The sequence below is a fragment of the Pseudomonas oplopanacis genome, assembly GCF_057128725.1.
In genome coordinates this window covers 239,791-260,670 of sequence record NZ_JBSKHV010000005.1, presented here as the reverse complement: position 1 = coordinate 260,670, position 20,880 = coordinate 239,791, and the positions used below count along the sequence as shown (strand labels likewise).

Here is a 20,880-nt window from a genome sequence, read left to right as displayed (position 1 = left end):
TTACTCTTTGTCCAGCTTGCCAACCAACGACAGGGTGAAATCGGCACCCATGTACTTGAAGTGCGGGCGCACGTTCAGGCTGACGCGGTACCAGCCAGGCTCGCCTTCGACATCGCTGACGATGATCTGGGCAGCGCGCAGTGGACGACGGCCACGGACTTCGGCGCTCGGGTTTTCCTGGTCGGCCACGTACTGGCGGATCCACTTGTTGAGTTCCAGCTCGAGGTCGGTACGTTCTTTCCACGAACCGAGTTGCTCGCGCTGCAGCACTTTCAAGTAGTGAGCCAGGCGGTTGACGATCATCATGTACGGCAGTTGGGTGCCGAGTTTGTAGTTCAGCTCTGCAGCCTTGCCTTCTGCGCTGATGCCGAAGAACTTCGGCTTCTGCACCGAGCTTGCGGAGAAGAACGCCGCGTTGTCGGAGCCTTTGCGCATGGTCAGGGAGATGAAGCCTTCCTCGGCCAGTTCGTATTCACGACGGTCGCTAACCAATACTTCCGTAGGAATCTTGGTTTCGATTTCGCCCATGCTTTCGAAGTGGTGCAACGGCAGGTCTTCCACCGCGCCACCGCTTTGCGGGCCGATGATGTTCGGGCACCAGCGGAACTTGGCGAAGCTGTCGGTCAGCTTGGTGCCGAACGCGTAGGCCGTGTTGCCCCACAGGTAGTGCTCGTGGCTGTTGGCGACGGTTTCTTTGTACACGAACGATTTGACCGGGTTGTCTTCCGGGTCGTACGGGTTACGCAGCAGGAAACGCGGCACGGTCAGGCCAACGTAACGGGAGTCTTCCGACTGGCGGAAGCTCTGCCATTTGGCGAATTGCGGGCCTTCGAAGTGATCTTTCAGATCCTTCAGGTCCGGCAGGCCGGTGAAGCTTTCCAGGCCGAAGAATTTCGGGCCGGCCGCGGCAATGAACGGCGCGTGGGACATGCAGGCAACGCTGGACACGTACTGCATCAGTTTCACGTCCGGCGAGCTAGGGGACATGAAGTAGTTGGCGATGATCGCGCCCACAGGCTGACCACCGAACTGGCCGTATTCAGCGGTGTAGATGTGCTTGTACAGGCCCGATTGCATCACTTCCGGCGAATCTTCGAAGTCGTCCAGCAGGTCGTCCTTGGAGACGTTGAGGATTTCGATCTTGATGTTTTCGCGGAAGTTGGTGCGGTCGACCAGCAACTGCAGGCCACGCCACGACGATTCCAGGGACTGGAAGTCCGGGTGGTGCAGGATTTCGTCCATCTGACGGCTGAGCTTGGCATCGATCTCGGCGATCATGCGGTCAACCATGGCTTTCTTGACCGGCTCACCGTTGTTCTGCGGCTTGAGCAGCTCTTCGATGAAGGCCGACACACCGCGCTTGGCGATGTCGTAGGCTTCGTCGTCCGGGGTCAGGCGGGTTTCGGCGATGATGCTGTCGAGAATGCTGTATTCGCCGTTCTCGTTGCTCTTTTGCTGTGCTGCGCTAGTGCTCATTGTCTTGGCTTCCTTGGCTGATGGGGGCTCAGGCGTCCTGGGCGGCGGCGTTCAAGCCCAGCTCACCCAATACGCGACCGCGGGATTCGTCGTCGGCGAGCACGCCTTCGATGGCTTTGCGGAACGCAGGTGCGTTACCCAGCGGGCCTTTGAGGGCCACCAGCGCGTCGCGCAGTTCCATCAGTTTTTTCAGCTCAGGCACTTGCTCGACCAGGCTGGCCGGGTTGAAGTCCTTCATCGAGTTGACGCGCAGTTTCACGGCCAGTTCTTCAGTGTCGCTTTCTTCCTGAAGACGGTTCGGTACGCTCAGTGTCAGGCTCAGCTCTTGCTTGGCCAGCACTTCGTCGAAGGTCATCTTGTCGATGCTGATCGGCTTGCGATCTTCGACTTTGCGTTCGTCCTTGCGGTGGGTGTAGTCACCGATTGCCAGTAGTTTCAACGGCAGTTCGATCTCTTCCTGTGCACCACCGGTGGCAGGTTTGAAAGTGACGTTGATGCGTTCCTTGGGGGCTACCGAGCCTTCTTTGGCCATGGCTTTTCTCCTTGCGGTTGTGGCCCGGGGGCCTATTCGAGTACCACTTCGAGATCGAGGTGGCACAGCCTGCGATAAATCTCTTCCTTGCGTTCACGTACGGCATGGTTCTGCGGCAACAACTCGCAGCAGCTATGCAGTAAATGCAGCACTTCCAGCGCAAGATCGGGCTCCCAGGCGTTCAGGCCTGAGTCCTGTAATGTTTGGTCCAGTGTTTCGAGTTGGGTCTTGGCCAGTTCGTATTTCTTCGCCATGAAGCACAGCCGCGCGAGGGCGAACTGCCAGAAGAATCGAACGCGCCCGCCCTGGGCACTTTGCAGGCCCTGCTTGAGGATTTGCACGGCGGCCTTGAGGCCGTCCTTGCGCAAAATCGGCAGGACTTCTTCGAGGGCCAGCTCCCACGCCGGCTGCGTGTCAGCGACTTCGACCTTGCGCGGCGCGCTGGCGCTTTGCAGGTGCGGCATGACGTTGGCGCTGATCCAGGCACGCGTGGCCGGATCGGCGAATGGCGCGCCATCGTGGTAACGCAATTCGATGATGCCGGGCAGGCGCTGAATCAAAAGCGCGAAGTGGATTTCCACTTCGCGCATCGCCATTTCGGCGTTCAAGGACTGAAGGCATTCCCAGGCCATTCGCTGGCCATCGAACCAGAACGGCGCCTTCGCCAGGCTCGCCTCCAGTTCCACCAGCAGGTCGGCGTACTTGGCTTGGTCGAAACGGTCCTGATAGGCCTTGAGCTTGTCCGCCGGCAAGCCGCGCAGCACGGTGATTTGCTCGGCGTTGCGCTCGGGGACGGCATCGATGGGCAGCCACAGCAACGTGCGATTGAGGCGCAAGGCACGCAGGTCGGTGGCCTTCTGCTTGAGCCACCAGGCACACAACGGCCGCGCGCTCTCTTGCTGGGCACGCAGGGCCTTGTGGGCTTCTTTTTCGTTATCGATCGGTGCGCCGGGGGTGAACAACTGCGTGGCAGCTTGTTTGACCTGGGCGACTGCGGCGCCGACCACACCGGGTTCCGGCTGGTTGTCAGCGGCGCGCTGGACCATGTTTTTCAGGCGGCGGGAGATCGGCAGCAGCAGCGGCGCATCGTCGCCCAAGTGCTCGGTGCAAGCGGCATCGAGGCCTTCAAGGTGTTCGACCAGCCGCCGGAACATCGGCAACTGCTCTTTGATCGCGATGTTTTCGGTCAGCACCTGCTCAAGACGCGGCACCAGCCAACTGATCGCGGCGGAGCGGGTTCGGGCCTTGATCGGGTGGACTTCGGCCCAGTGATGTTCTGATAAATGGTGCAGCAAACCGAGGCCGGCCAGCAGACCTTGAAACGATTCACGCTGGTACAAGGCCCAGGTCAGCCAGGCGCCAACACGCAAATCCTTGGATTGGGTACGCAGCAGGTTTTCGCTGGTTTCACGGATTTTCAGCCAATCGATCTGACCGCTTTCGTGCATGGACGAGGCTTTTGCCAGCTCGCTTTCCAGGGCTTCATATTCGCTTGAAAAGCGAACGTCCTCGCCCGCGAAATTCTCTTTGGAAACAGAGACTTTTGCGAGTTCGAGATAATGCGCGGAAAGTTTGCTTGAGTAGGACATCCATGGCCTTTATTTAGGATTACGGTCATACGCCAAAAGGATATTCCAGCGGCGCGGGACAGTATCAAAGAGCTGCGATGAGTCTCATCCAATTGAGTTCGTGCTCTTTCAAGTGCGCGCATCGTAATCACAATGATGGCCACTAGCAAGCATCTGATTAAACAACAAGACGAACAGTTGTTTATTGCCCATCGGAGATATCCCTATATGCGTAAGGGGATCCCCTGATGTCGTTTTAATATTCAAGCCTTCATGTGACACCCCTGAAACCATTGAGGTAGAGCGGCTGGCTGACCATGGCGCAGATTATGGGTTGCTAGCGCCTCGCAGAAGGTGTGCAGCATGCCAACAATTAGCCAGGAAGAATGTAGGAAACCTCCGAAATGTTTCCGAAATTTAAAAAAACCGCGATCAGACAATGGAAATGCAAAAAAGTGCCATCGAACCGATAGCACTTTCAATTGGAGCAGATACTCAAGTTCGTCAATACGCCGAGCAATTGCACGAACTTCGCTGGCAACTGCAACGCAATATTTTGAAATACGGAAGTTTCGGACAGCGCTTCCGGCTGCGTCCTACATCTACCCTTTTGATCCGTTGTTAGCGTGCAGGGGCCTACGCAGACCAAACATGGCTCTGACAGAAAAGTTGCTCCGTTCTCAGCTCAAGGATGAGCTATCAAAGCAAAAGGATAAGCGCATGTTCGCACCCGCCAATGCCCCTCAATTCACCCTTGTGATCCCAACGGTTCGCAACGATTTCAAAGTGCTGGCCTTCGAAGGCACTGAAACCATCAGCGCCTTGTATTCGATTAGCGTTGATCTGGTCAGCGAGGACCCGGATATCGATCTGGAGAGCCTGCTCAACCAACCCGCGTTTCTGCAATTCGGCCATAACGGCGAAGGTATTCATGGTCATATCGAAAATGTGGTCGGGGGCGAATCTGGAAAACGTCTGACCCACTATCACCTGACACTGGTCCCCGCCCTCCACTATTTGAAACTCAGCCACAACCAACGGATTTTCCAGAATCTGACCGTGCCGCAAATCATCACTCAGGTGCTCCAACAGCATGGCATCCAGACTGATGTGTTTACTTTCCATGTCCGCACCAGCGTCGAGCGCGAATTTTGCACCCAATATGGGGAAAGTGACTTCGAGTTCGTCCAGCGTCTGTGCGCCGAAGACGGTATCGCATGGCATCACCAGCATTCGCTTGAAAATCATTTACTGGTATTCACCGACGACTCGGTCTTTTTACCGGCGTTAGGCACAACTCCCTATCGGCAAGATGCCGGCATGGTCGCGGAGCATCCTGTCGTCAACCGGTTCGCCATGGGCTTCAGCACTCGCACCAGCACTGTCACACGCCGCGACTATGACTTGAAACGCCCCAGTTTGCTGCTCGAAAATCGCTACACGGCCGAGTTCAACCCAACGCTTGAAGACTACCGTTATCCGCTACTGATGAAGACCGAGAAACAGGGCAAGCACCTCGTGCGCCTTGCTCTGGAACGACACCGTCGCGACTACCAGGTCGTCGAGGGTGAAAGCAACCAGCCGACGCTGCGCAGCGGTTACTTGTTTGACCTGACCAAACACCCGCGCACAGCCTGCAACGATATGTGGTTGCTGGTGAGCCTTCGTCACGAGGGGAAACAACCGCAATCCCTGGAAGAAGCATTCAGCAGCGACGATAAATCCGCCGATGGGTTCACCCAAGGCTACCGAAATAGCTTCAGCGCGATTCCGTCGTACGTGCTTTACCGGCCGCCGCTGCCTCCCCGAAAACCTGTACTTGTCTGCCAGACCGCTCGTGTAACGGGACCGCCCGGCGAGGAGATTTTTTGCGATGAGTACGGCAGGGTTTGCGTCGAATTCCCTTGGGATCGAGCAGAACTCAACAGCGAAAAAAGCAGCTGCTGGCTAAGGGTTGCGTCCAGTTGGGCGGGCGAGGGATTTGGTGCGGTGACGATCCCGCGCGTCGGGATGGAAGTGGTCGTGACCTTTCAGGAAGGCGATCCGGATCAGCCGTTGATCACCGGTTGCGTGGCCAACAAGGTGATGTCCGTCGCGCATCAACTGCCCGAGAACAAGACTAAAACGGTGCTGCGCAGCCAAAGCTCGCCGCGCAGTGGCGGCTACAACGAACTGTCGATTGAAGACCGCGCCGGGCGTGAAAAAATCTACCTGCGCGCACAACGCGATATCGAGCAACTGATCCTCAACGACAGCCACAGCCTGATCAGCAATGACCGCTTCGAACAGGTGGACAACAACAGCACCAGCCTGATCAAGGGCAAGGAATGGCACACCACCCAAGGCGCGCGCAGCACGGTGATCGGCGGTGACGAGCTGATCACCATCAGCGGCAATAGCAGCACGACGTCTGCAGGTTCGCTGGTCATTCAGGCCGGTCAACAGGCTCATGTCACCGCCAGCAACGTGGTAATCGATGCGGGCATGAGCCTGACGCTCACGGCGGGCGGACATCACATCGTCATCAACACAGGCGGGATCTTCAGCAGCGTGGCCATCGTCGAGGGAGGTGCGCCACTGGCGGGTATTCAGCCGCTGCAGGCTGTGGGCAGCACTCCCAATGCCGTCATCGCCAACCCATTGTCGATTGTCGCCGGCGCCCACCAACAGGCGGTGGATTACTGCCCGCTTTGCGAGGCGTGTCTCGATGGCCAGTGCAATATTGGAGAAGCCGCATGAATCCACTTGAACAATGGCTGCTCGAACAATCCCGGGCCGGACGGGACCTCTACCTGATGCTCGACAGTTACGGCCAGAACGATGAACGCATGGCGTTAGCCAAGGAATTGGGAGCCGACCAGTACCGCAGTTTGTATGTGGGTACGGCGGCTAACTCAATGGCGTCATCGGGTCCTTTTCTTTTTCAGATTGATTCCGTTAACCATCCGGTCATCCAGGCACTGCTCAAGACGCCTGAGCGTCACTGGGGTTGGCTGGCGAGCGCCATTTACTTTGAACTAGATGCCTTGGCTGCTCACTGGCGCAACCGGCTGGTAGTCGGTGAGCGACCGAGTCAAGCGGTGTATCGCTTCCACGATAATCGCGTGCTGGGACGCGCCCTGACTCATCTGCAACCTGAGCAGCGCGCCGATTTGCTCGGGCCGATCGCCAGCGTCTGTTACTGGCACTCGGAGCAATGGACAGTCACTGACAACCCTGACCCCGGCGAACATCCGCTGCCGCTTGACCCTGCCTGGTTGAACACCCCAACACCGGACATCGTCTACGCAAACGTTCAGTTCGATAACACACGCCGCTACCTGATCCGTGAGCACACCGAGGCCCTGGCTCGGCTCGCCGCAGACAGGAACGTGGATGACTGGTTGTGGAGCCTGATTCAACTGGCCCATTTATGGAATTGGCAGCAGCCCGAGCAGGTGCATTTTTTGTTGACCCAATGCTTGAAGGCGCCGGGATACCTGCCTCCCAAGTCGTGGGAACCGAAGCCCGACGAGGCACCAGCGGCGCATTTTGAGCGGGTGTATCAGCAGGTGCGTTATTGACAGGGAGATGCACTCGCATGAAACGGATTTTTCAAAGCCTGACCCTCGGCAGTTGCCTGTCTCTGACATTGGGTTGTGCCGCGCTCGGCAAGTCGGACAGCTTCACCTTCGCCCCCGAACTCCCGCCGGACTTCAAGTACGAACTTAAGGCGATCTATCTGCCAGCCAAAGGACAAACGTGCACCCTGGCGGGAGGCAGAAATGCTCAGCTCGGCTTCAACAAACTTGATATGAAATACGAAGCAACTTCTGAGATTGAGCTGTACAGGACAGTTGAAGACTGCCGGGTGGCATTGAATCTAGTGGAAATCAGGGTCACGGGGATCTTTGGCCCGGAACTCAGTGATAGAAGCTCTGACTATGCCGTAATTGCCGTGCGCTCAGAGTTGTCGGATCGGAATAAGCGCACGTTCAACGCTGCTGGCGAAAGTCAATTCTCCGGCGAATGCCAATGGTTTTTCCGCACTGTTGGCCCTGAGCGTTATGTCATAAAGCTACTCAGATGCAAAAAGATTGATGCACAGGGGAGTCCCACCATAGGTCGTCCTTTTACTGCTTACACGCTGGATCAACTGCCGGGAAAAACCGTGAGGCTGAAGATCAAGTTGGCCGAGGAAGAACTACCTGCGATTGGTGATACCTGGGTGAAAGTGCCCGATGGATGGAAACGCTGCATGGGCGACAACTTCGAAGACCAGTACGCGTTTTGCTTCGGTAATCACAAGGATTTCAGCACCTTCAAGTTGGTGGACGAACGGACTTGCACCATTTACCCAGGCTGTACAGAAACCAAGGACGAAACCCCATGACGTGTCAAAAACCTTGGTATTCGCGGGAAATTGTCCCGCCAAAGAAACGAATCATTCAAAGTCTGACCCTCGGCAGTTGCCTGTCTCTGACATTGGGTTGTGCCGCGCTCGGCAAGTCGGACAGCTTCACTTTTGTTCCCGATTTTCCGCCTGACTTCAAGTACGAACTGACCGCCAACTACGTGCCCGCCCAAGGGCAGACGTGCACCGTGCCGGGTGGGAAAGGTACTCAGCTCGGTTTCAACAAGGTCTACATGGAATACGAAGAGACTTCTGAGATTCCGCTTTACCGAACCGTGAGCGGCTGCCCGCTGGCGTTGAATCGTGTGGAGGTCGAGGTCATGGGCATCTTTGGCCCTGGACAGGGCAACCGCAGTTATGACGATGCCGCTATTGCCGTGCGCCCAGAGTTGTTAGAGCGACAAATGGGCACTTTCAACACTGACGGCGTAGGTGAGTTCTTTGGTGAATGCCAGTGGGCTTTTCGCACAGTCGGCCCCAAGCGCTACCTGATAAAACTGCTTACCTGCCAAAAAATGGATGAACAGGGAAATGTCGCCCGAGGTCGTCCTTTCACGGCCTACACACTGACTCAGCTGCCGGGAAAAACAGTAAGACTGAAAATAAAGCTAAGCAATGAAGAGCTGCCAGGTTGGGGCGACACTTGGGTCCAGGTTGCCGGTGGCTGGAAGCGTTGCATGGGTAAAGGCTACGAAGACCAGCGTGGTTATTGCAATGGAAACTACACGGATTTCAGCACCTTCAGGATGGTGGACGAACGGGTTTGCACCATCTACCCAGGCTGCACCGAAAATAAGGACGAAACCCCATGAGCATTGAAACTTTAGCCGTGAGCGACAGGCCTTTTATGGGGGGCAACATCCACGCCTGCCCGTTACGCGGTCATTCGACGAGCTTTCAGTTAGTAGACGAATTCGGCGACGGCAAACCGTATGCAGGTTTGACCTATGAAGTCATCGATTACGAAGACACTGTCTACACCGGAAAGTTGAACGCTATAGGCGCCGGAAAGGTGGATAACCACTACTGCGGCCCGGTAATGCTCAAAGTCGATCAGCGCTTCCAAGGCGCAGAAGAGCTCTACAAGGATCTAAGGGATAGACCGAACTACCCTCTCCCCATCACCGAACTGCAGGTACGCGCTGAAAAAACCCGCTTTTTCGACAAATCAGGCGTACGCACTCTGGCAAATCCCGCGAAGGATCTCGCTGATACCGATACTTATTACCAGGTTGAAGTAAGCGAACTGGTCAAGCACGTAGCGCATTTGCCGCCCTTGGCCTCACGCAGCGCCCCACCCAACACGGTGTTGCATACGCTGTTCCGCCAGCCGGCAAAAACCAGAGCATTAACGCCCCAGAATAAAGCTGCCTCCGATGGAGAAATGGGCGCTGTCATGACTCCGGCGGACATTGGCATGTTCGAACTAGGTTTCGCCCCGCCGCCGCCCAAGTCAAAAGGCATTGCCTTATTACCGAACAAACATCATGTGCTGGAAGTGCGGCCGATGAGGGCGCTGCGGCCGATGTTGTCGACCGGCAGCGAGTTTTGCGCACTCAACCTCTATCAACTGGCGCTGATGTCGACGTTGAGTTACACCGACTTTGGTCAAGACCCGAACACCCATCCCGTAGAAACGAACAGCGTGACATTTCCACTGCGGCCCAGCAGTGGCAACTGGTTCGGGCATGCCTTGCCGCAATTTGATGAGCTATGGCAAGTCGATGGTTTACAGACTGCGAAGTTCTACCCCTTGTATGAAGAGGTGCCTTATTCCAAACGCCTGGAAGTGGCGCCGTTCGACCCGCAGTTGTACCCAGAGGTTAACGACCCTGAACTGGGTGCTGAGCAGGAAAACCCGGCCAAACTGCACTTTCTTGATGATCGCAAACTAGAGAAAAGCACGGACACACAGGCCTTCATCACTCATTCCGATGAGTTGATATTGATCAGTGTCAGGGGAACCAGTGAGAAAGGACCCGATGCCTGGCTCGATGCGGATGCACATCAAGTACCCTTCGCGGAAGGGGATGGCAAAGTGCACAACGGCTTTTATCGGGCAGCAAAAGTGGCCTACACGTTTGCCGTGAAGTATTTGGAAAAATTCTACAGTGGGCAAAAGTTGGTGATTTGCGGGCACAGTCTTGGCGGTGCGGTGGCGCTGATACTGGCTGAGATGTTACGACGCGATAAACAATACGCCCCTGACATCGTCCTTTACACCTACGGTGCCCCCCGCGCCGCGGACTCAACTTTTATCGAAGCCGCAAAGCCGCTGAACCACCATCGCATCGTTTTCCACAACGACCCCGTACCGAGCGTTCCTTCCACCTGGATGAACACGCCGTCCAACCGCGTTCCGATGTACGCCACCCATGGGGCGGTACTTGCCCTTCACCCGGTGGGTGGCTTGGCGTTCTTTATAGGCGGGATCACTAATTTCCTCGGTGACCCTTATGGGCATCACGGCCAATTGCGTCACTTCATGCCGGTGGAATTCGGTGAAGGTCACAGGTCGTCCATCCTCTGGGAACCGGGTTGCAGCACGATCAACGATCATGGTTACGCCGAAGCGCTGCGACAGACGGATGGCCTGCCCAAGCGCGACCACTTTCTGCGGCAGGTGATAGATAGAGGCCATCACTCGATGGTCGGCAGCTACATTCCCGGCTGCTGGGCCAGCCTGCGCCGCTGGCAGGAAGCGTTGGAAAAAAGACGCTCGCTGGTGACTTTGAGGGAATTCCAATGGGTCAGCGATACCCTGACAAATGTCTCAGGACAACTGAGTGCACTCAAAGCGAAAATCGAAAAGCTCTCCCGTGCCCATGCCAATCCCCAGCGAGATGCCCAAGCGATAAGGGATCTTGAAAAAGAAGTCGAACAAATAGGCCAAACCAAGGCCCGCTTGCTAGCGCTGCACAAGCAGACAGTCATCGACACTGATGTTTATGGCAGCTACGCAGACCAGCCCGAGTGGGTGCAGGAGAGTCTGCTTCGGTGGAAGGCTCATCCGGAAAATATCGCCAAGGAACAACTGGCGATGATTCCCTCACCACCCGTAGACAATGAAGCCGCGATTGCGGCAATCACGGGAGGGCATGCGGTGGGTAACCCGTTCCATTTGGATATTGATTCGATTGTGTAGCGCTTGCCCGAATCAACAAAGTGCCCGTGTCGCCGCTACTTAAACATCGCTTGACCGTGTTTGTTTAAAAGCCCTGTAGGTTACGTCCTGCAAGCTACAACACCTTGCGCCGTTGCCTACGGCTACGCCAGAATCCGCCGGCTTGTGCGCCTTAAGGCCGGCCGGTAACTTGGTTCCTGTCACTGATCCTCAGTGGACGGGTTTAGTCGCCCGCTGGTAATTGAAGTTGCACAAGCTTCCGTCAGACAGGTATCTCTTACCTGCATTTGATGGTGGCTGTGCGCAGGGCACCTTCGGGTGCGCCGGCTTCTTCAATTCCCCGGTCCGACTAACCTGCGTACAGCCGCCACCCCTTCGTTTAGTCGGCGAAGTGGTGTCAGCATCACTCATGGAATTGAAGATCATGTTCAAGGTCACACCCAACCCACCGGACACCGATCCGGTCTCACCCTACGAAAGCCCCGATTCAAACAAACTCAACGACGCCGCCGAGCGCGCCCTCGACCACCATTTCCCACCAACCAAACCGAAACAATCCAAACGCAACGGCCAGCTCTTCAGCGTTTGCCCCGACATCAACACGGATGCACTGCTCGCCAACGCTTCAGAAGACTCTCGGTCCATCAGCGCCATCGCCGCCGACCTCGCCGACAATGTGGAAGGCCCACAACGCTCCGTAGCCCTGGCGCTCAGCCGCATGGCCGATGGCGTGCATCTGCTGATAGATCGGGCGCTGGATGACCTCGACGAGCCGGAAATGGCGGCGATTCTCGCCAGGAAACACAGCCGGGCCAGCTGATCTGCAGCCATAAAAAAATGGGCACCCAACCTCGTTGGCGTGCCCATTTTTTATCCCGCTCACCCGCTACGCGGGCAGTCGGTGCGTGTTACGGATTAACGCTGTCTTTCAACGATTTGCCAGGCTTGAACGCAACAGTGTTGCTGGCCTTGATTTTGACGGGCTCACCGGTTTGCGGGTTTTTGCCGGTGCGGGCACCGCGGTGGCGTTGCAGGAAGGTGCCGAAGCCCACCAGCGTGACGCTGTCCTTGCGATGCAGAGCGCCGGTGATTTCTTCGAGAACGGCGTTGAGAACGCGGTTGGCCTGCTCTTTGGTGAGATCTGCTTTTTCAGCAATTGCTGCGGCGAGTTCTGGTTTACGCATTAGTGAAGCCCCTTTGACGGTTTTTTGTTGTTATGTCCGTGCTGCTCTCTGTGGAGCAGCGCCCAAAGCGCCGCAGGTGCTCTACTCTGCGGCAGACGGGAGTGAGAATGGCACGCACGGAGGAGCCGCGCCAGTCTCGGCGCGAGCTTTGTAGGGGCAAAACAGGGGTGATTCCGACAGAACGACCGGTATTTACGCCAGCAGTGCCGGAAGCTCTTTGTTGAGGGCCAGTTTTTCCATCACGGCCGTGCCTGTCAGGGCATAACCGAGCAGTTTTCCGCTGGCATCGCGGCATAACACCTTGATGTCGCCGCCCTGCCCTTCGACCGTCCAGACGCCCTCGCTGCCCCGTGGTGGTGGCGATACCACCAACGGACACACCGGGGTTTTCACGGTGATCGGCATCGGACCGTAGTTCACGGGGGTAGGGTTTCCGGCCAAGGTCTGGGCCAGCGCTCTCGCACAGCTCATCAGGGGCATGACGTACAGCAAATTCAGGCCATCGACCTCGGCACAGTCGCCCAGCGCGTAGATGTTGGCATGGGAGGTCTTCAGGTGACGGTCGACCACCACCCCTCGGTTGACTTGCACACCGGCCGCCGCTGCCAGATCGATACGCGGACGCAGGCCAATGGCCGAAACGACGACGTCGCACGGAATCACCTGGCCATCGGACAGATGCGCTTCCAGGCCATCCGCCACGCGCTGCAAGCGATTGAGCACCGGACCGAGATGGAATCGCGCGCCGAGGCTTTCCAGACCGGCTTGGACGGCAGCCGCCGCAGCCGGGTGCAGCAAGGTCGGCATGACCTGCTCGCACGGCGCAACCAGTTGCACCTCGTAGCCGCCCAGGCTCAGGTCATTGGCGAACTCGCAGCCAATCAGGCCGGCGCCGAGCAACAGCACCCGCCGCTTGCCGGCCGCCGCCGCACGAAAGCGCGCGTAATCTTCCAGATCGTTGATCGGGAATACGCAATCTGCCGCGTCACCTTCGATGGGTACACGCACGGTTTCCGCGCCCCAGGCCAGAATCAGGTCACGGTAAATCACCGCTTCTTCACCGATCCACAGGCGTTTGTGGCCCGGATCGATGCCGCTGATGCGTGTGTGGGTGCGCACTTCGGCTTTCAGCTGTTCAGCCATCGCGCCGGGTTCGGCCATGCTCAGGCCATCGGCGTCTTTGTTTTTGCCGAAACCGGTGGAGAGCATCGGCTTGGAGTAGGAACGTCCGTCATCGGCAGTAATCAACAGCAACGGGGTTTCGCTATCGAGTTTGCGAAACTCCCGGGCCAGGTTATAGCCAGCCAGCCCGGTACCGACGATGACGACAGGTGCGTTCATTCCTTACTCCTCTGGTGTCTTGTTAGTTGATTTCAATCATTTCGAAATCCATCTTGCCTACGCCGCAGTCCGGGCAGAGCCAGTCTTCCGGCACGTCTTGCCACAGTGTGCCCGGCGCAATGCCGTCGTCCGGCCAGCCGTCGGCTTCGTTATAAATCAGGCCGCAGACCACACATTGCCACTTTTTCATTCAGTTACTTCCTCAGGATTCAGGCGTATTGCCGGCACGAACGGTCGATGGTTGCAGCGTTGCCGTCCGGCTCAGGGCGTTTTGTACTGATCGGGCCCGACAGATGCAAGCGTGTTCGGCGCAACGGCGGCCCGGATCAATCAAAATCGCCGGCTGACATGGTAAGCTCGCCGCCTCATTTGCTGCCAATAATGACTCACTGTGCCGCACTCAAACGCCCCGCTGTGGCTTCCCAAAAGCCAACTCTCGCCCCTCCCCGACGCGTCTACCCTCGACTGGCTGTTCGATGAAGGCTCGCTGACACGACGGTTGATCCGTTTGTCGAATGATCGCTTCAGCGTCACGCCACTGTTTGAAGGCTGGCAACCGCTGCGCGCCGACGAATGTGTCGCACTGGATCTGGCCGAGGGCAGCGAAGGCTGGGTGCGCGAGGTGTATTTGCGCGGTCACGGCGAGGCGTGGGTGTTTGCCCGCAGCGTCGCGGCTCGCAGCGCGTTGCAGGGCGACGGATTGCACATGGACGAGTTGGGCAGCCGTTCCCTGGGGGAGTTGCTGTTTTGCGATCACGCGTTCCAGCGTCGCGCAATCGAGGTGTGTCACTACCCTCAAACATGGTTGCCGATGGAGTGCCGGACACCGGAGCTGTGGGGCCGGCGCTCGCGTTTCGACCGTGGCGCCCTGAGCGTGCTGGTGGCCGAAATCTTCCTGCCGACCTTGTGGAACGCCACCCGCGCCCATCCGGAGAACCGCTGATGTACCAGAGCCTGCTCAAGTCCTTGAACCGCTTGAACCCTCGGGCCTGGGACTTCATTCAACTGACGCGCATGGACAAGCCAATCGGCATCTATCTGCTGTTGTGGCCGACGCTGTGGGCGCTGTGGATTGCCGGGAAAGGCTCGCCGTCGCTGGCTAACGTGGTGATTTTTGTCCTGGGCGTGATTCTGACCCGCGCCGGTGGTTGCGTGATCAACGACTGGGCGGACCGCAAGGTCGATGGCCATGTTAAGCGCACGGAACAGCGCCCCTTGGTCAGCGGCAAGATCAGTTCCAAAGAAGCCCTGGTGTTCTTCGCGCTGTTGATGGGCGTGAGTTTTCTGCTGGTGTTGTGCACCAACGCGGCAACGGTCTGGCTGTCGTTTGGCGGCTTGGCGCTGGCGCTCAGTTACCCGTTCATGAAGCGCTACACCTATTACCCGCAAGTGGTGCTGGGCGCGGCGTTTTCCTGGGGGATGCCGATGGCGTTCACCGCCGAAACCGGTGAACTGCCGGCGGTGGCGTGGTTGCTATGGATCGCCAACCTGCTGTGGACCGTGGGTTATGACACGTATTACGCGATGACTGACCGTGACGATGACCTGAAGATCGGGGTGAAATCCACGGCGATTCTGTTTGGCGAAGCGGACCGGGTGATCATCCTGACGTTGCAGGGGCTGGCGCTGGGTTGCCTGTTGCTGGCTGGGTCGAAATTCGAGCTCGGTGGCTGGTTCCACTTGGGGCTTCTGGCGGCGGCGGGCTGTTTTGCATGGGAATTCTGGTACACCCGAGGCAAGGACCGGATGCGTTGCTTCAAGGCGTTCTTGCACAACCACTGGGCCGGGTTGGCGATTTTTGTCGGGATTGTGCTGGATTACGCGACCCGCTGAAGAAACACATAACCCTGTGGCGAGGGAGCTTGCTCCCGCTGGGCCGCAAAGCGGACCCACTATCTGCGAGTGCTTCGCACTCGAGCGGGAGCAAGCTCCCTCGCCACAAAAGCCTGCCCTCATCAATGTGAGCAGGCTTGTGGTTTCTGTACTCGCTTACATCTTCGGCCCGTTGTTGGTGATGACGTGCCAGACGTCCTTCATCTTGTCGCCTTCCTTCTGGCCCGGGGCCTTGTCCTTGACGAAGTAGTACAGCGGTTTGCCATCGTAAGCCCACTGCATCGTTCCATCGTCACGCTTGATGATGCTCCACTTGCCTTCAGCCTTGGCGCCCGCCTCTGCTTTCAACGGCGGCCAGTTTTCCGCACATTGGCCTGTGCACACTGATTTGCCGCCGGTGTCCTTGTCGAACGTGTACAAGGTCATGCCCTTATGGTCGACCATCACACCGTCTTTCATCATCGCAGGCTCAGCCGCGAAGGCCATGGCCGGCAACGAAAACGCCGCGACCAGCAGCAGGGCCTTGAAGGATTGCGAGATTTGCTTCATGGAAACCTTCCTTTTGTGGTTGTCAGGATTCGGACTTAGAGCTTAGTTCAGGATCATGACAATCGCCGGGCAGCTAAAATACTGTCACACGACTGCAATAATTCCGTTATCTAATGCGGCGCAAGACAGTTAAATGACAAGAGGATTAAGGCATGGTTGGCAGGAGCATTCTGATCGTCGACGACGAAGCGCCCATTCGCGAAATGATCGCCGTTGCGTTGGAAATGGCCGGCTATGACTGCCTGGAGGCCGAGAACTCCCAGCAGGCCCATGCCATCATCGTCGACCGCAAGCCGGACCTGATCCTGCTCGACTGGATGCTGCCCGGCACCTCCGGTATCGAGTTGGCCCGCCGTCTCAAGCGCGATGAGCTGACCGGGGACATCCCGATCATCATGCTCACCGCCAAGGGTGAAGAGGACAACAAGATCCAGGGCCTGGAAGTCGGCGCCGACGACTACATCACCAAACCGTTTTCCCCTCGCGAACTGGTCGCACGCCTGAAAGCCGTGCTGCGCCGTGCCGGTCCGACCGATGGCGAGGCACCGATTGAGGTCGGCGGCCTGCTGCTGGACCCGATCAGCCACCGCGTGACCATCGACGGCAAACCCGCCGAAATGGGCCCGACCGAATACCGCCTGCTGCAATTTTTCATGACCCACCAGGAACGTGCCTACACCCGTGGTCAGTTGCTGGACCAGGTCTGGGGCGGCAATGTGTACGTCGAGGAACGCACCGTCGATGTGCACATCCGTCGCCTGCGCAAGGCCCTCGGCGATGCCTACGAAAATCTGGTACAAACCGTGCGTGGCACGGGTTACCGGTTTTCCACCAAAGCCTGACCCTGCCCTTACCCGCCCGACAAGCTGACAAGGACGCACGTTTCCGTGAACCAAAACTGGCATGGCACCCTGATTCGCCACATGCTGTTACTGGTCACCGGTTGCCTGGTGATCGGCCTGATTACCGGCTACTACGGCTGGAGCCTCGCCGCAGGCCTGGGCATTTATCTGGCATGGACCCTCAAGCAACTGCTGCGCCTGCACGAATGGCTACGCCTGCACTCAGCCGATGAAGCACCCCCCGATGGCTATGGCCTGTGGGGCGAGGTGTTCGACAGCATCTATCACCTGCAACGCCGCGACCAAAGGGTTCGCGGGCGCCTGCAAGCGGTGATCGACCGAATCCAGGAGTCCACTGCCGCACTGAAGGACGCGGTGGTCATGCTCGACAGCGACGGCAACCTGGAATGGTGGAACATCGCCGCCGAAACCCTGCTCGGTCTCAAGACCCCGCAAGACAGCGGTCAGCCGGTGACCAACCTGGTGCGCCACCCGCGTTTCAAGGAATATTTCGAGCAGGACAGCTACGCCGAACCGCTGGAGATCCCCTCGCCGACCAATGATCGCGTGCGCATTCAGCTGTACATCACCCGCTACGGCAACAACGAACACTTGATGCTGGTGCGCGACGTCACGCGCATTCATCAGCTGGAACAGATGCGCAAAGACTTCATCGCCAACGTTTCCCATGAGCTGCGCACACCGCTGACGGTGATCTGCGGTTATCTGGAAACCCTGCTCGACAACGTCGATGAAGTGAACCCGCGCTGGACCCGCGCCTTGCAGCAGATGCAGCAACAGGGCGGGCGCATGCAGACGTTGCTCAATGACTTGCTGTTGCTGGCCAAGCTGGAAGCCACCGATTACCCGTCGGACAACCAGCCGGTGGTGATTGACGCCTTGTTGCAGTCGATCAAGAGCGACGCCCAGCAGCTGTCCGGGCAGAAAAACCAGCGCATCACCCTGGAAGCCGACCCGACGATCATGCTCAAGGGCAGCGAAGCGGAACTGCGCAGTGCGTTTTCCAACCTGGTGTTCAACGCGGTGAAATACACCCCGGCCGAAGGCAACATTCGCATTCGCTGGTGGGCCGATGAGCAAGGCGCGCACCTGAGCGTGCAGGATTCCGGGATCGGCATCGACAGCAAACACCTGCCGCGCCTGACCGAACGCTTCTACCGCGTCGACTCCAGCCGCAATTCCAATACCGGCGGCACCGGCCTGGGCCTGGCCATCGTCAAACACGTGTTGCTGCGCCACCGCGCGCGGATGGAAATCAGCAGCGTGCCGGGCCACGGCAGCACCTTTACCTGCCACTTTGCCCCGGCCCAGGTGGCCAGATCGCAAGTCCTGAGGACCGCTGACTGATACCGGTCAGCACGCGCCACTAGGCAATCACCGAGTCAGCCGCTACATTGGCTGACTTGTGCCTGCCCTTCAGGCACCGCATTACTCCCCTTTTTCGAATATACGGAACCCGCAAAACTCCATCATGGACCCTTCCCCTGGCTTGACCCTCGCAACAATATTTGCCGACTTCGGCATGATTCTCTTTGCTCTGATCCTGGTTTTGCTCAACGGATTTTTCGTTGCGGCCGAATTTGCCATGGTCAAACTGCGCTCGACCCGAGTCGAGGCCATCGCCGATAAAAACGGCTGGCGCGGGCATATCCTGCGCACCGTTCACAGTCAGCTCGATGCGTACCTCTCGGCGTGCCAGTTGGGTATTACCCTCGCCTCCCTGGGCCTTGGCTGGGTCGGTGAACCGGCGTTCGCGCACATCCTCGAGCCGATGCTTGAAGCGGTCGGCGTGCAGTCGGCCGAAGTGATCAAAGGCGTATCGTTCTTCGCCGCGTTCTTCGTCATTTCGTACCTGCACATCGTGGTCGGCGAGCTGGCCCCGAAATCCTGGGCGATCCGCAAACCGGAACTGCTGTCGCTGTGGACCGCCGTGCCGCTTTACCTGTTCTACTGGGCCATGTACCCGGCGATCTACCTGCTGAACGCCAGCGCCAACACCATCCTGCGCATCGCCGGCCAGGGTGAACCCGGCCCGCATCACGAGCACCATTACAGCCGTGAAGAACTGAAACTGATCCTGCACTCCAGCCGTGGCCAGGACCCGAGCGACCAAGGCATGCGTGTGCTGGCCTCGGCCGTGGAGATGGGCGAGCTGGAAGTGGTCGACTGGGCCAACTCCCGAGAAGACCTGGTGACGCTGGAGTTCAACGCGCCGCTCAAGGAAATCCTGGCGATGTTCCGTCGCCACAAGTTCAGCCGTTACCCGGTGTACGACAGCGACCGTCAGGAGTTCGTCGGCCTGCTGCACATCAAGGACCTGCTGCTGGAACTGGCGGCACTGGATCACATTCCCGAGTCGTTCAACCTGGCCGAGCTGACCCGTCCGCTGGAACGCGTTTCGCGGCACCTGCCGCTGTCGCAGCTACTGGAACAGTTCCGCAAGGGTGGCTCGCACTTCGCCGTGGTTGAAGAGGCCGATGGCAACATCATCGGCTACCTGACCATGGAAGACGTGCTGGAAGTATTGGTCGGCGACATTCAGGACGAACACCGCAAGGCCGAGCGCGGGATCCTCGCGTATCAGCCGGGCAAGCTGCTGGTACGGGGTGATACGCCGCTGTTCAAGGTTGAACGCCTGTTGGGCATCGACCTGGATCACGTCGAAGCCGAAACCCTCGCCGGGCTGGTCTACGAAAGCCTGAAGCGGGTGCCGGAAGAGGAAGAAGTGCTGGAAGTCGAAGGCTTGCGGATCATCATCAAGAAGATGAAAGGGCCGAAGATCATTCTGGCCAAGGTGTTGATGCTGGATTAAGTCGTCCCTGATCTAAACCGCGTCGCCTCCTTCGCGAGCAGGCTCGCTCCCACATTTGAAATGCATTTCAACTGTGGGAGCGAGCCTGCTCGCGAAGGCACCAGTACAGGCAACACATCACTGCTTGCCCAACACAAAGTTGGGCAACACCCCCATCGGTTGTTTGAACTGGTACGGAATCGACACCAGCCCCAGTCCCGTATTGCGCTGCACCACAAAGTGCAGATGCGGCCCGGTGCTGTTGCCGGTATTGCCCGACAGCGCCAGTGCACTGCCCACCGACACCCGCTGCCCTTCTCGAACACAGACCGAACCTCGCTTGAGGTGCAGATACACGCCCATGGTCCCGTCATCGTGCAGCACCCGCACGAAATTGCCCGACGGGTTGGTGCCACGCCCCGTTTGCCCGCTCTCGGTTTTCACCACCACCCCGCCACGCGCCGCGATGATCGGCGTGCCTTCAGGCATGGCAATGTCTATGGCGTAGCGACTCTTGGGCCCGAAGTGGCTGTAGGCGCCTTCGGCACCCTGGCTCACATGAAACGGACCACCTCGCCAGGGGAACGGGTATCGGTAGGCCATGGCGGACCCTGAAGGGTTGCCCAAGGCGTATTTGAACTTCGGGGTGTACACGAGCGGCCTTGCGGCCTGAGTCGCAGTGAGCACCGCCACACGGACGCTACTGCGTGCCGGCACAACCTTGCGGATCGGTTTGCCGGGTGCACCACTGACGTTTTTCAACCCGGCGAAACTCAAGCCGATCTCCACCGGCGCGTACAGGTTATTACGCACGTACACGCTGTGTTCGCCGCCCTTCTTCAGGAAAACCAGGTACACCTGACGCTCAAGGTGCTCATCCATCCGATCTCGAAAAACGAACACCTCTGAGCCTTTGCTGGGGCGGTCACTGTAGGAGACCACGCCATTGGCGTCGGTGGACTTGTAGACCGTCACGGCCATCGCCGACGTGGCGGCCATGAACAGACCACAGAAAAACAGCAGGCGCGCGAGCATGGGCAGGATTCTGTCGAGTAAGGCCTTGAGGTGAGCCTAGCAGCTGCAATGGACCCAAGGAGTCGGCAGATGTTTCAAAAGGGGCGGTTCAGCGGATGTGTGGTGTTTCTGAGGGCCCCATCGCGAGCAGGCTCGCTCCCACATTTGAAATGCATTCCAAGGTGGGAGCGAGCCTGCTCGCGATGGCGGAC

Annotated in this window: 19 protein-coding genes; 11 read left to right on the top strand and 8 right to left on the bottom strand. The window is 58.2% G+C overall.

The window, feature by feature from the left end:
- From tssC to tssA, 3 genes are read right to left on the bottom strand one after another with little or no spacing between them, the layout of a single operon-like run.
- Nucleotides 1-1,476, bottom strand: a complete 1,476-nt coding sequence (gene tssC / locus ACWKV5_RS13485; RefSeq protein ID WP_027926312.1) for a type VI secretion system contractile sheath large subunit — start codon at nucleotides 1,474-1,476, stop codon at nucleotides 1-3.
- A 28-nt stretch (nucleotides 1,477-1,504) separates the two neighbouring features.
- Nucleotides 1,505-2,008, bottom strand: a complete 504-nt coding sequence (gene tssB / locus ACWKV5_RS13480; protein ID WP_027926311.1) for a type VI secretion system contractile sheath small subunit — start codon at nucleotides 2,006-2,008, stop codon at nucleotides 1,505-1,507.
- A 32-nt stretch (nucleotides 2,009-2,040) separates the two neighbouring features.
- Nucleotides 2,041-3,597: a type VI secretion system protein TssA gene (gene tssA / locus ACWKV5_RS13475; protein WP_483841631.1), complete on the bottom strand. Its 1,557-nt coding sequence runs from the start codon at nucleotides 3,595-3,597 to the stop codon at nucleotides 2,041-2,043.
- Nucleotides 3,598-4,296: 699 nt separating this feature from the next.
- Here tssA and ACWKV5_RS13470 point away from each other — a divergent pair.
- From ACWKV5_RS13470 to ACWKV5_RS13445, 6 genes are all read left to right on the top strand, one after another.
- Complete coding sequence (locus ACWKV5_RS13470) at nucleotides 4,297-6,315, top strand: type VI secretion system Vgr family protein (RefSeq protein WP_483841697.1); 2,019 nt, start codon at nucleotides 4,297-4,299, stop codon at nucleotides 6,313-6,315.
- Nucleotides 6,312-7,139 (top strand): DUF4123 domain-containing protein, encoded by an 828-nt coding sequence (locus ACWKV5_RS13465; RefSeq protein ID WP_483841630.1) that lies wholly within the window; start codon nucleotides 6,312-6,314, stop codon nucleotides 7,137-7,139. The genes ACWKV5_RS13470 and ACWKV5_RS13465 overlap by 4 nt, the downstream gene beginning before the upstream one ends.
- Nucleotides 7,140-7,156: 17 nt before the next feature.
- Nucleotides 7,157-7,948: a hypothetical protein gene (locus tag ACWKV5_RS13460; RefSeq protein WP_483841629.1), complete on the top strand. Its 792-nt coding sequence runs from the start codon at nucleotides 7,157-7,159 to the stop codon at nucleotides 7,946-7,948.
- Nucleotides 7,945-8,781: a hypothetical protein gene (locus tag ACWKV5_RS13455; protein WP_483841628.1), complete on the top strand. Its 837-nt coding sequence runs from the start codon at nucleotides 7,945-7,947 to the stop codon at nucleotides 8,779-8,781. Before ACWKV5_RS13460 ends, ACWKV5_RS13455 begins: the two co-directional genes overlap by 4 nt.
- Nucleotides 8,778-11,114 (top strand): lipase family protein, encoded by a 2,337-nt coding sequence (locus tag ACWKV5_RS13450; protein ID WP_483841627.1) that lies wholly within the window; start codon nucleotides 8,778-8,780, stop codon nucleotides 11,112-11,114. The genes ACWKV5_RS13455 and ACWKV5_RS13450 overlap by 4 nt, the downstream gene beginning before the upstream one ends.
- Nucleotides 11,115-11,517: 403 nt before the next feature.
- Nucleotides 11,518-11,913, top strand: coding sequence for a DUF6124 family protein (locus ACWKV5_RS13445; RefSeq protein WP_483841626.1), 396 nt, complete (start codon nucleotides 11,518-11,520; stop codon nucleotides 11,911-11,913).
- Nucleotides 11,914-12,001: 88 nt separating this feature from the next.
- Here the strand turns inward: ACWKV5_RS13445 and ACWKV5_RS13440 are convergent, their stop codons facing one another.
- From ACWKV5_RS13440 to ACWKV5_RS13430, 3 genes are all read right to left on the bottom strand, one after another.
- Complete coding sequence (locus tag ACWKV5_RS13440) at nucleotides 12,002-12,277, bottom strand: HU family DNA-binding protein (RefSeq protein ID WP_003213368.1); 276 nt, start codon at nucleotides 12,275-12,277, stop codon at nucleotides 12,002-12,004.
- A gap of 192 nt (nucleotides 12,278-12,469) precedes the next feature.
- A complete protein-coding gene (locus tag ACWKV5_RS13435; RefSeq protein ID WP_483841625.1) occupies nucleotides 12,470-13,618 on the bottom strand; it encodes an NAD(P)/FAD-dependent oxidoreductase in 1,149 nt (382 codons plus the stop codon).
- A gap of 22 nt (nucleotides 13,619-13,640) precedes the next feature.
- A complete protein-coding gene (locus ACWKV5_RS13430; RefSeq protein ID WP_007954349.1) occupies nucleotides 13,641-13,808 on the bottom strand; it encodes a rubredoxin in 168 nt (55 codons plus the stop codon).
- Between the two features lie 201 nt (nucleotides 13,809-14,009).
- Here ACWKV5_RS13430 and ACWKV5_RS13425 point away from each other — a divergent pair, with 201 nt between their 5' ends.
- Together ACWKV5_RS13425 and ubiA are read left to right on the top strand one after the other, a co-directional pair.
- Entirely contained in the window at nucleotides 14,010-14,561 is a 552-nt protein-coding gene (locus tag ACWKV5_RS13425; RefSeq protein WP_483841624.1) for a chorismate--pyruvate lyase family protein, read from the top strand.
- Nucleotides 14,561-15,451: a 4-hydroxybenzoate octaprenyltransferase gene (gene ubiA / locus ACWKV5_RS13420; protein WP_483841623.1), complete on the top strand. Its 891-nt coding sequence runs from the start codon at nucleotides 14,561-14,563 to the stop codon at nucleotides 15,449-15,451. The genes ACWKV5_RS13425 and ubiA overlap by 1 nt, the downstream gene beginning before the upstream one ends.
- A 156-nt stretch (nucleotides 15,452-15,607) precedes the next feature.
- Here the strand turns inward: ubiA and ACWKV5_RS13415 are convergent, their stop codons facing one another.
- On the bottom strand, nucleotides 15,608-16,000 hold the full coding sequence (locus tag ACWKV5_RS13415) for a COG4315 family predicted lipoprotein (protein WP_483841622.1): 393 nt from the start codon (nucleotides 15,998-16,000) through the stop codon (nucleotides 15,608-15,610).
- Nucleotides 16,001-16,152: 152 nt separating this feature from the next.
- Here ACWKV5_RS13415 and phoB point away from each other — a divergent pair, with 152 nt between their 5' ends.
- From phoB to ACWKV5_RS13400, 3 genes are all read left to right on the top strand, one after another.
- A complete protein-coding gene (gene phoB / locus ACWKV5_RS13410; RefSeq protein WP_007896474.1) occupies nucleotides 16,153-16,842 on the top strand; it encodes a phosphate regulon transcriptional regulator PhoB in 690 nt (229 codons plus the stop codon).
- A gap of 81 nt (nucleotides 16,843-16,923) precedes the next feature.
- Nucleotides 16,924-18,210, top strand: coding sequence for a phosphate regulon sensor histidine kinase PhoR (phoR, locus tag ACWKV5_RS13405; RefSeq protein ID WP_483841696.1), 1,287 nt, complete (start codon nucleotides 16,924-16,926; stop codon nucleotides 18,208-18,210).
- 124 nt (nucleotides 18,211-18,334) lie between these two features.
- A complete protein-coding gene (locus ACWKV5_RS13400) occupies nucleotides 18,335-19,675 on the top strand; it encodes a hemolysin family protein (protein ID WP_123433151.1) in 1,341 nt (446 codons plus the stop codon).
- A gap of 117 nt (nucleotides 19,676-19,792) precedes the next feature.
- On the opposite strand, the gene ACWKV5_RS13395 is transcribed toward ACWKV5_RS13400, so the two are convergent.
- Nucleotides 19,793-20,689, bottom strand: coding sequence for a peptidoglycan DD-metalloendopeptidase family protein (locus ACWKV5_RS13395; protein WP_483841621.1), 897 nt, complete (start codon nucleotides 20,687-20,689; stop codon nucleotides 19,793-19,795).
- Nucleotides 20,690-20,880 lie beyond the last annotated feature (191 nt).

Bases quoted from the DNA above. Each gene is read 5' to 3' on its own strand.
- ACWKV5_RS13395 (WP_483841621.1), bottom strand. From the start codon at position 20,689: ATGCTCGCGCGCCTGCTGTTTTTCTGTGGTCTGTTCATGGCCGCCACG.
- ACWKV5_RS13415 (WP_483841622.1), bottom strand. From the start codon at position 16,000: ATGAAGCAAATCTCGCAATCCTTCAAGGCCCTGCTGCTGGTCGCGGCG.
- tssB (WP_027926311.1), bottom strand. From the start codon at position 2,008: ATGGCCAAAGAAGGCTCGGTAGCCCCCAAGGAACGCATCAACGTCACT.
- ACWKV5_RS13455 (WP_483841628.1), top strand. From the start codon at position 7,945: ATGACGTGTCAAAAACCTTGGTATTCGCGGGAAATTGTCCCGCCAAAG.
- ACWKV5_RS13430 (WP_007954349.1), bottom strand. From the start codon at position 13,808: ATGAAAAAGTGGCAATGTGTGGTCTGCGGCCTGATTTATAACGAAGCC.
- ACWKV5_RS13445 (WP_483841626.1), top strand. From the start codon at position 11,518: ATGTTCAAGGTCACACCCAACCCACCGGACACCGATCCGGTCTCACCC.
- ACWKV5_RS13470 (WP_483841697.1), top strand. From the start codon at position 4,297: ATGTTCGCACCCGCCAATGCCCCTCAATTCACCCTTGTGATCCCAACG.
- ACWKV5_RS13450 (WP_483841627.1), top strand. From the start codon at position 8,778: ATGAGCATTGAAACTTTAGCCGTGAGCGACAGGCCTTTTATGGGGGGC.
- ubiA (WP_483841623.1), top strand. From the start codon at position 14,561: ATGTACCAGAGCCTGCTCAAGTCCTTGAACCGCTTGAACCCTCGGGCC.
- phoR (WP_483841696.1), top strand. From the start codon at position 16,924: ATGCTGTTACTGGTCACCGGTTGCCTGGTGATCGGCCTGATTACCGGC.
- phoB (WP_007896474.1), top strand. From the start codon at position 16,153: ATGGTTGGCAGGAGCATTCTGATCGTCGACGACGAAGCGCCCATTCGC.
- tssC (WP_027926312.1), bottom strand. From the start codon at position 1,476: ATGAGCACTAGCGCAGCACAGCAAAAGAGCAACGAGAACGGCGAATAC.
- ACWKV5_RS13460 (WP_483841629.1), top strand. From the start codon at position 7,157: ATGAAACGGATTTTTCAAAGCCTGACCCTCGGCAGTTGCCTGTCTCTG.
- ACWKV5_RS13400 (WP_123433151.1), top strand. From the start codon at position 18,335: ATGGACCCTTCCCCTGGCTTGACCCTCGCAACAATATTTGCCGACTTC.
- ACWKV5_RS13465 (WP_483841630.1), top strand. From the start codon at position 6,312: ATGAATCCACTTGAACAATGGCTGCTCGAACAATCCCGGGCCGGACGG.
- ACWKV5_RS13440 (WP_003213368.1), bottom strand. From the start codon at position 12,277: ATGCGTAAACCAGAACTCGCCGCAGCAATTGCTGAAAAAGCAGATCTC.
- ACWKV5_RS13435 (WP_483841625.1), bottom strand. From the start codon at position 13,618: ATGAACGCACCTGTCGTCATCGTCGGTACCGGGCTGGCTGGCTATAAC.
- tssA (WP_483841631.1), bottom strand. From the start codon at position 3,597: ATGTCCTACTCAAGCAAACTTTCCGCGCATTATCTCGAACTCGCAAAA.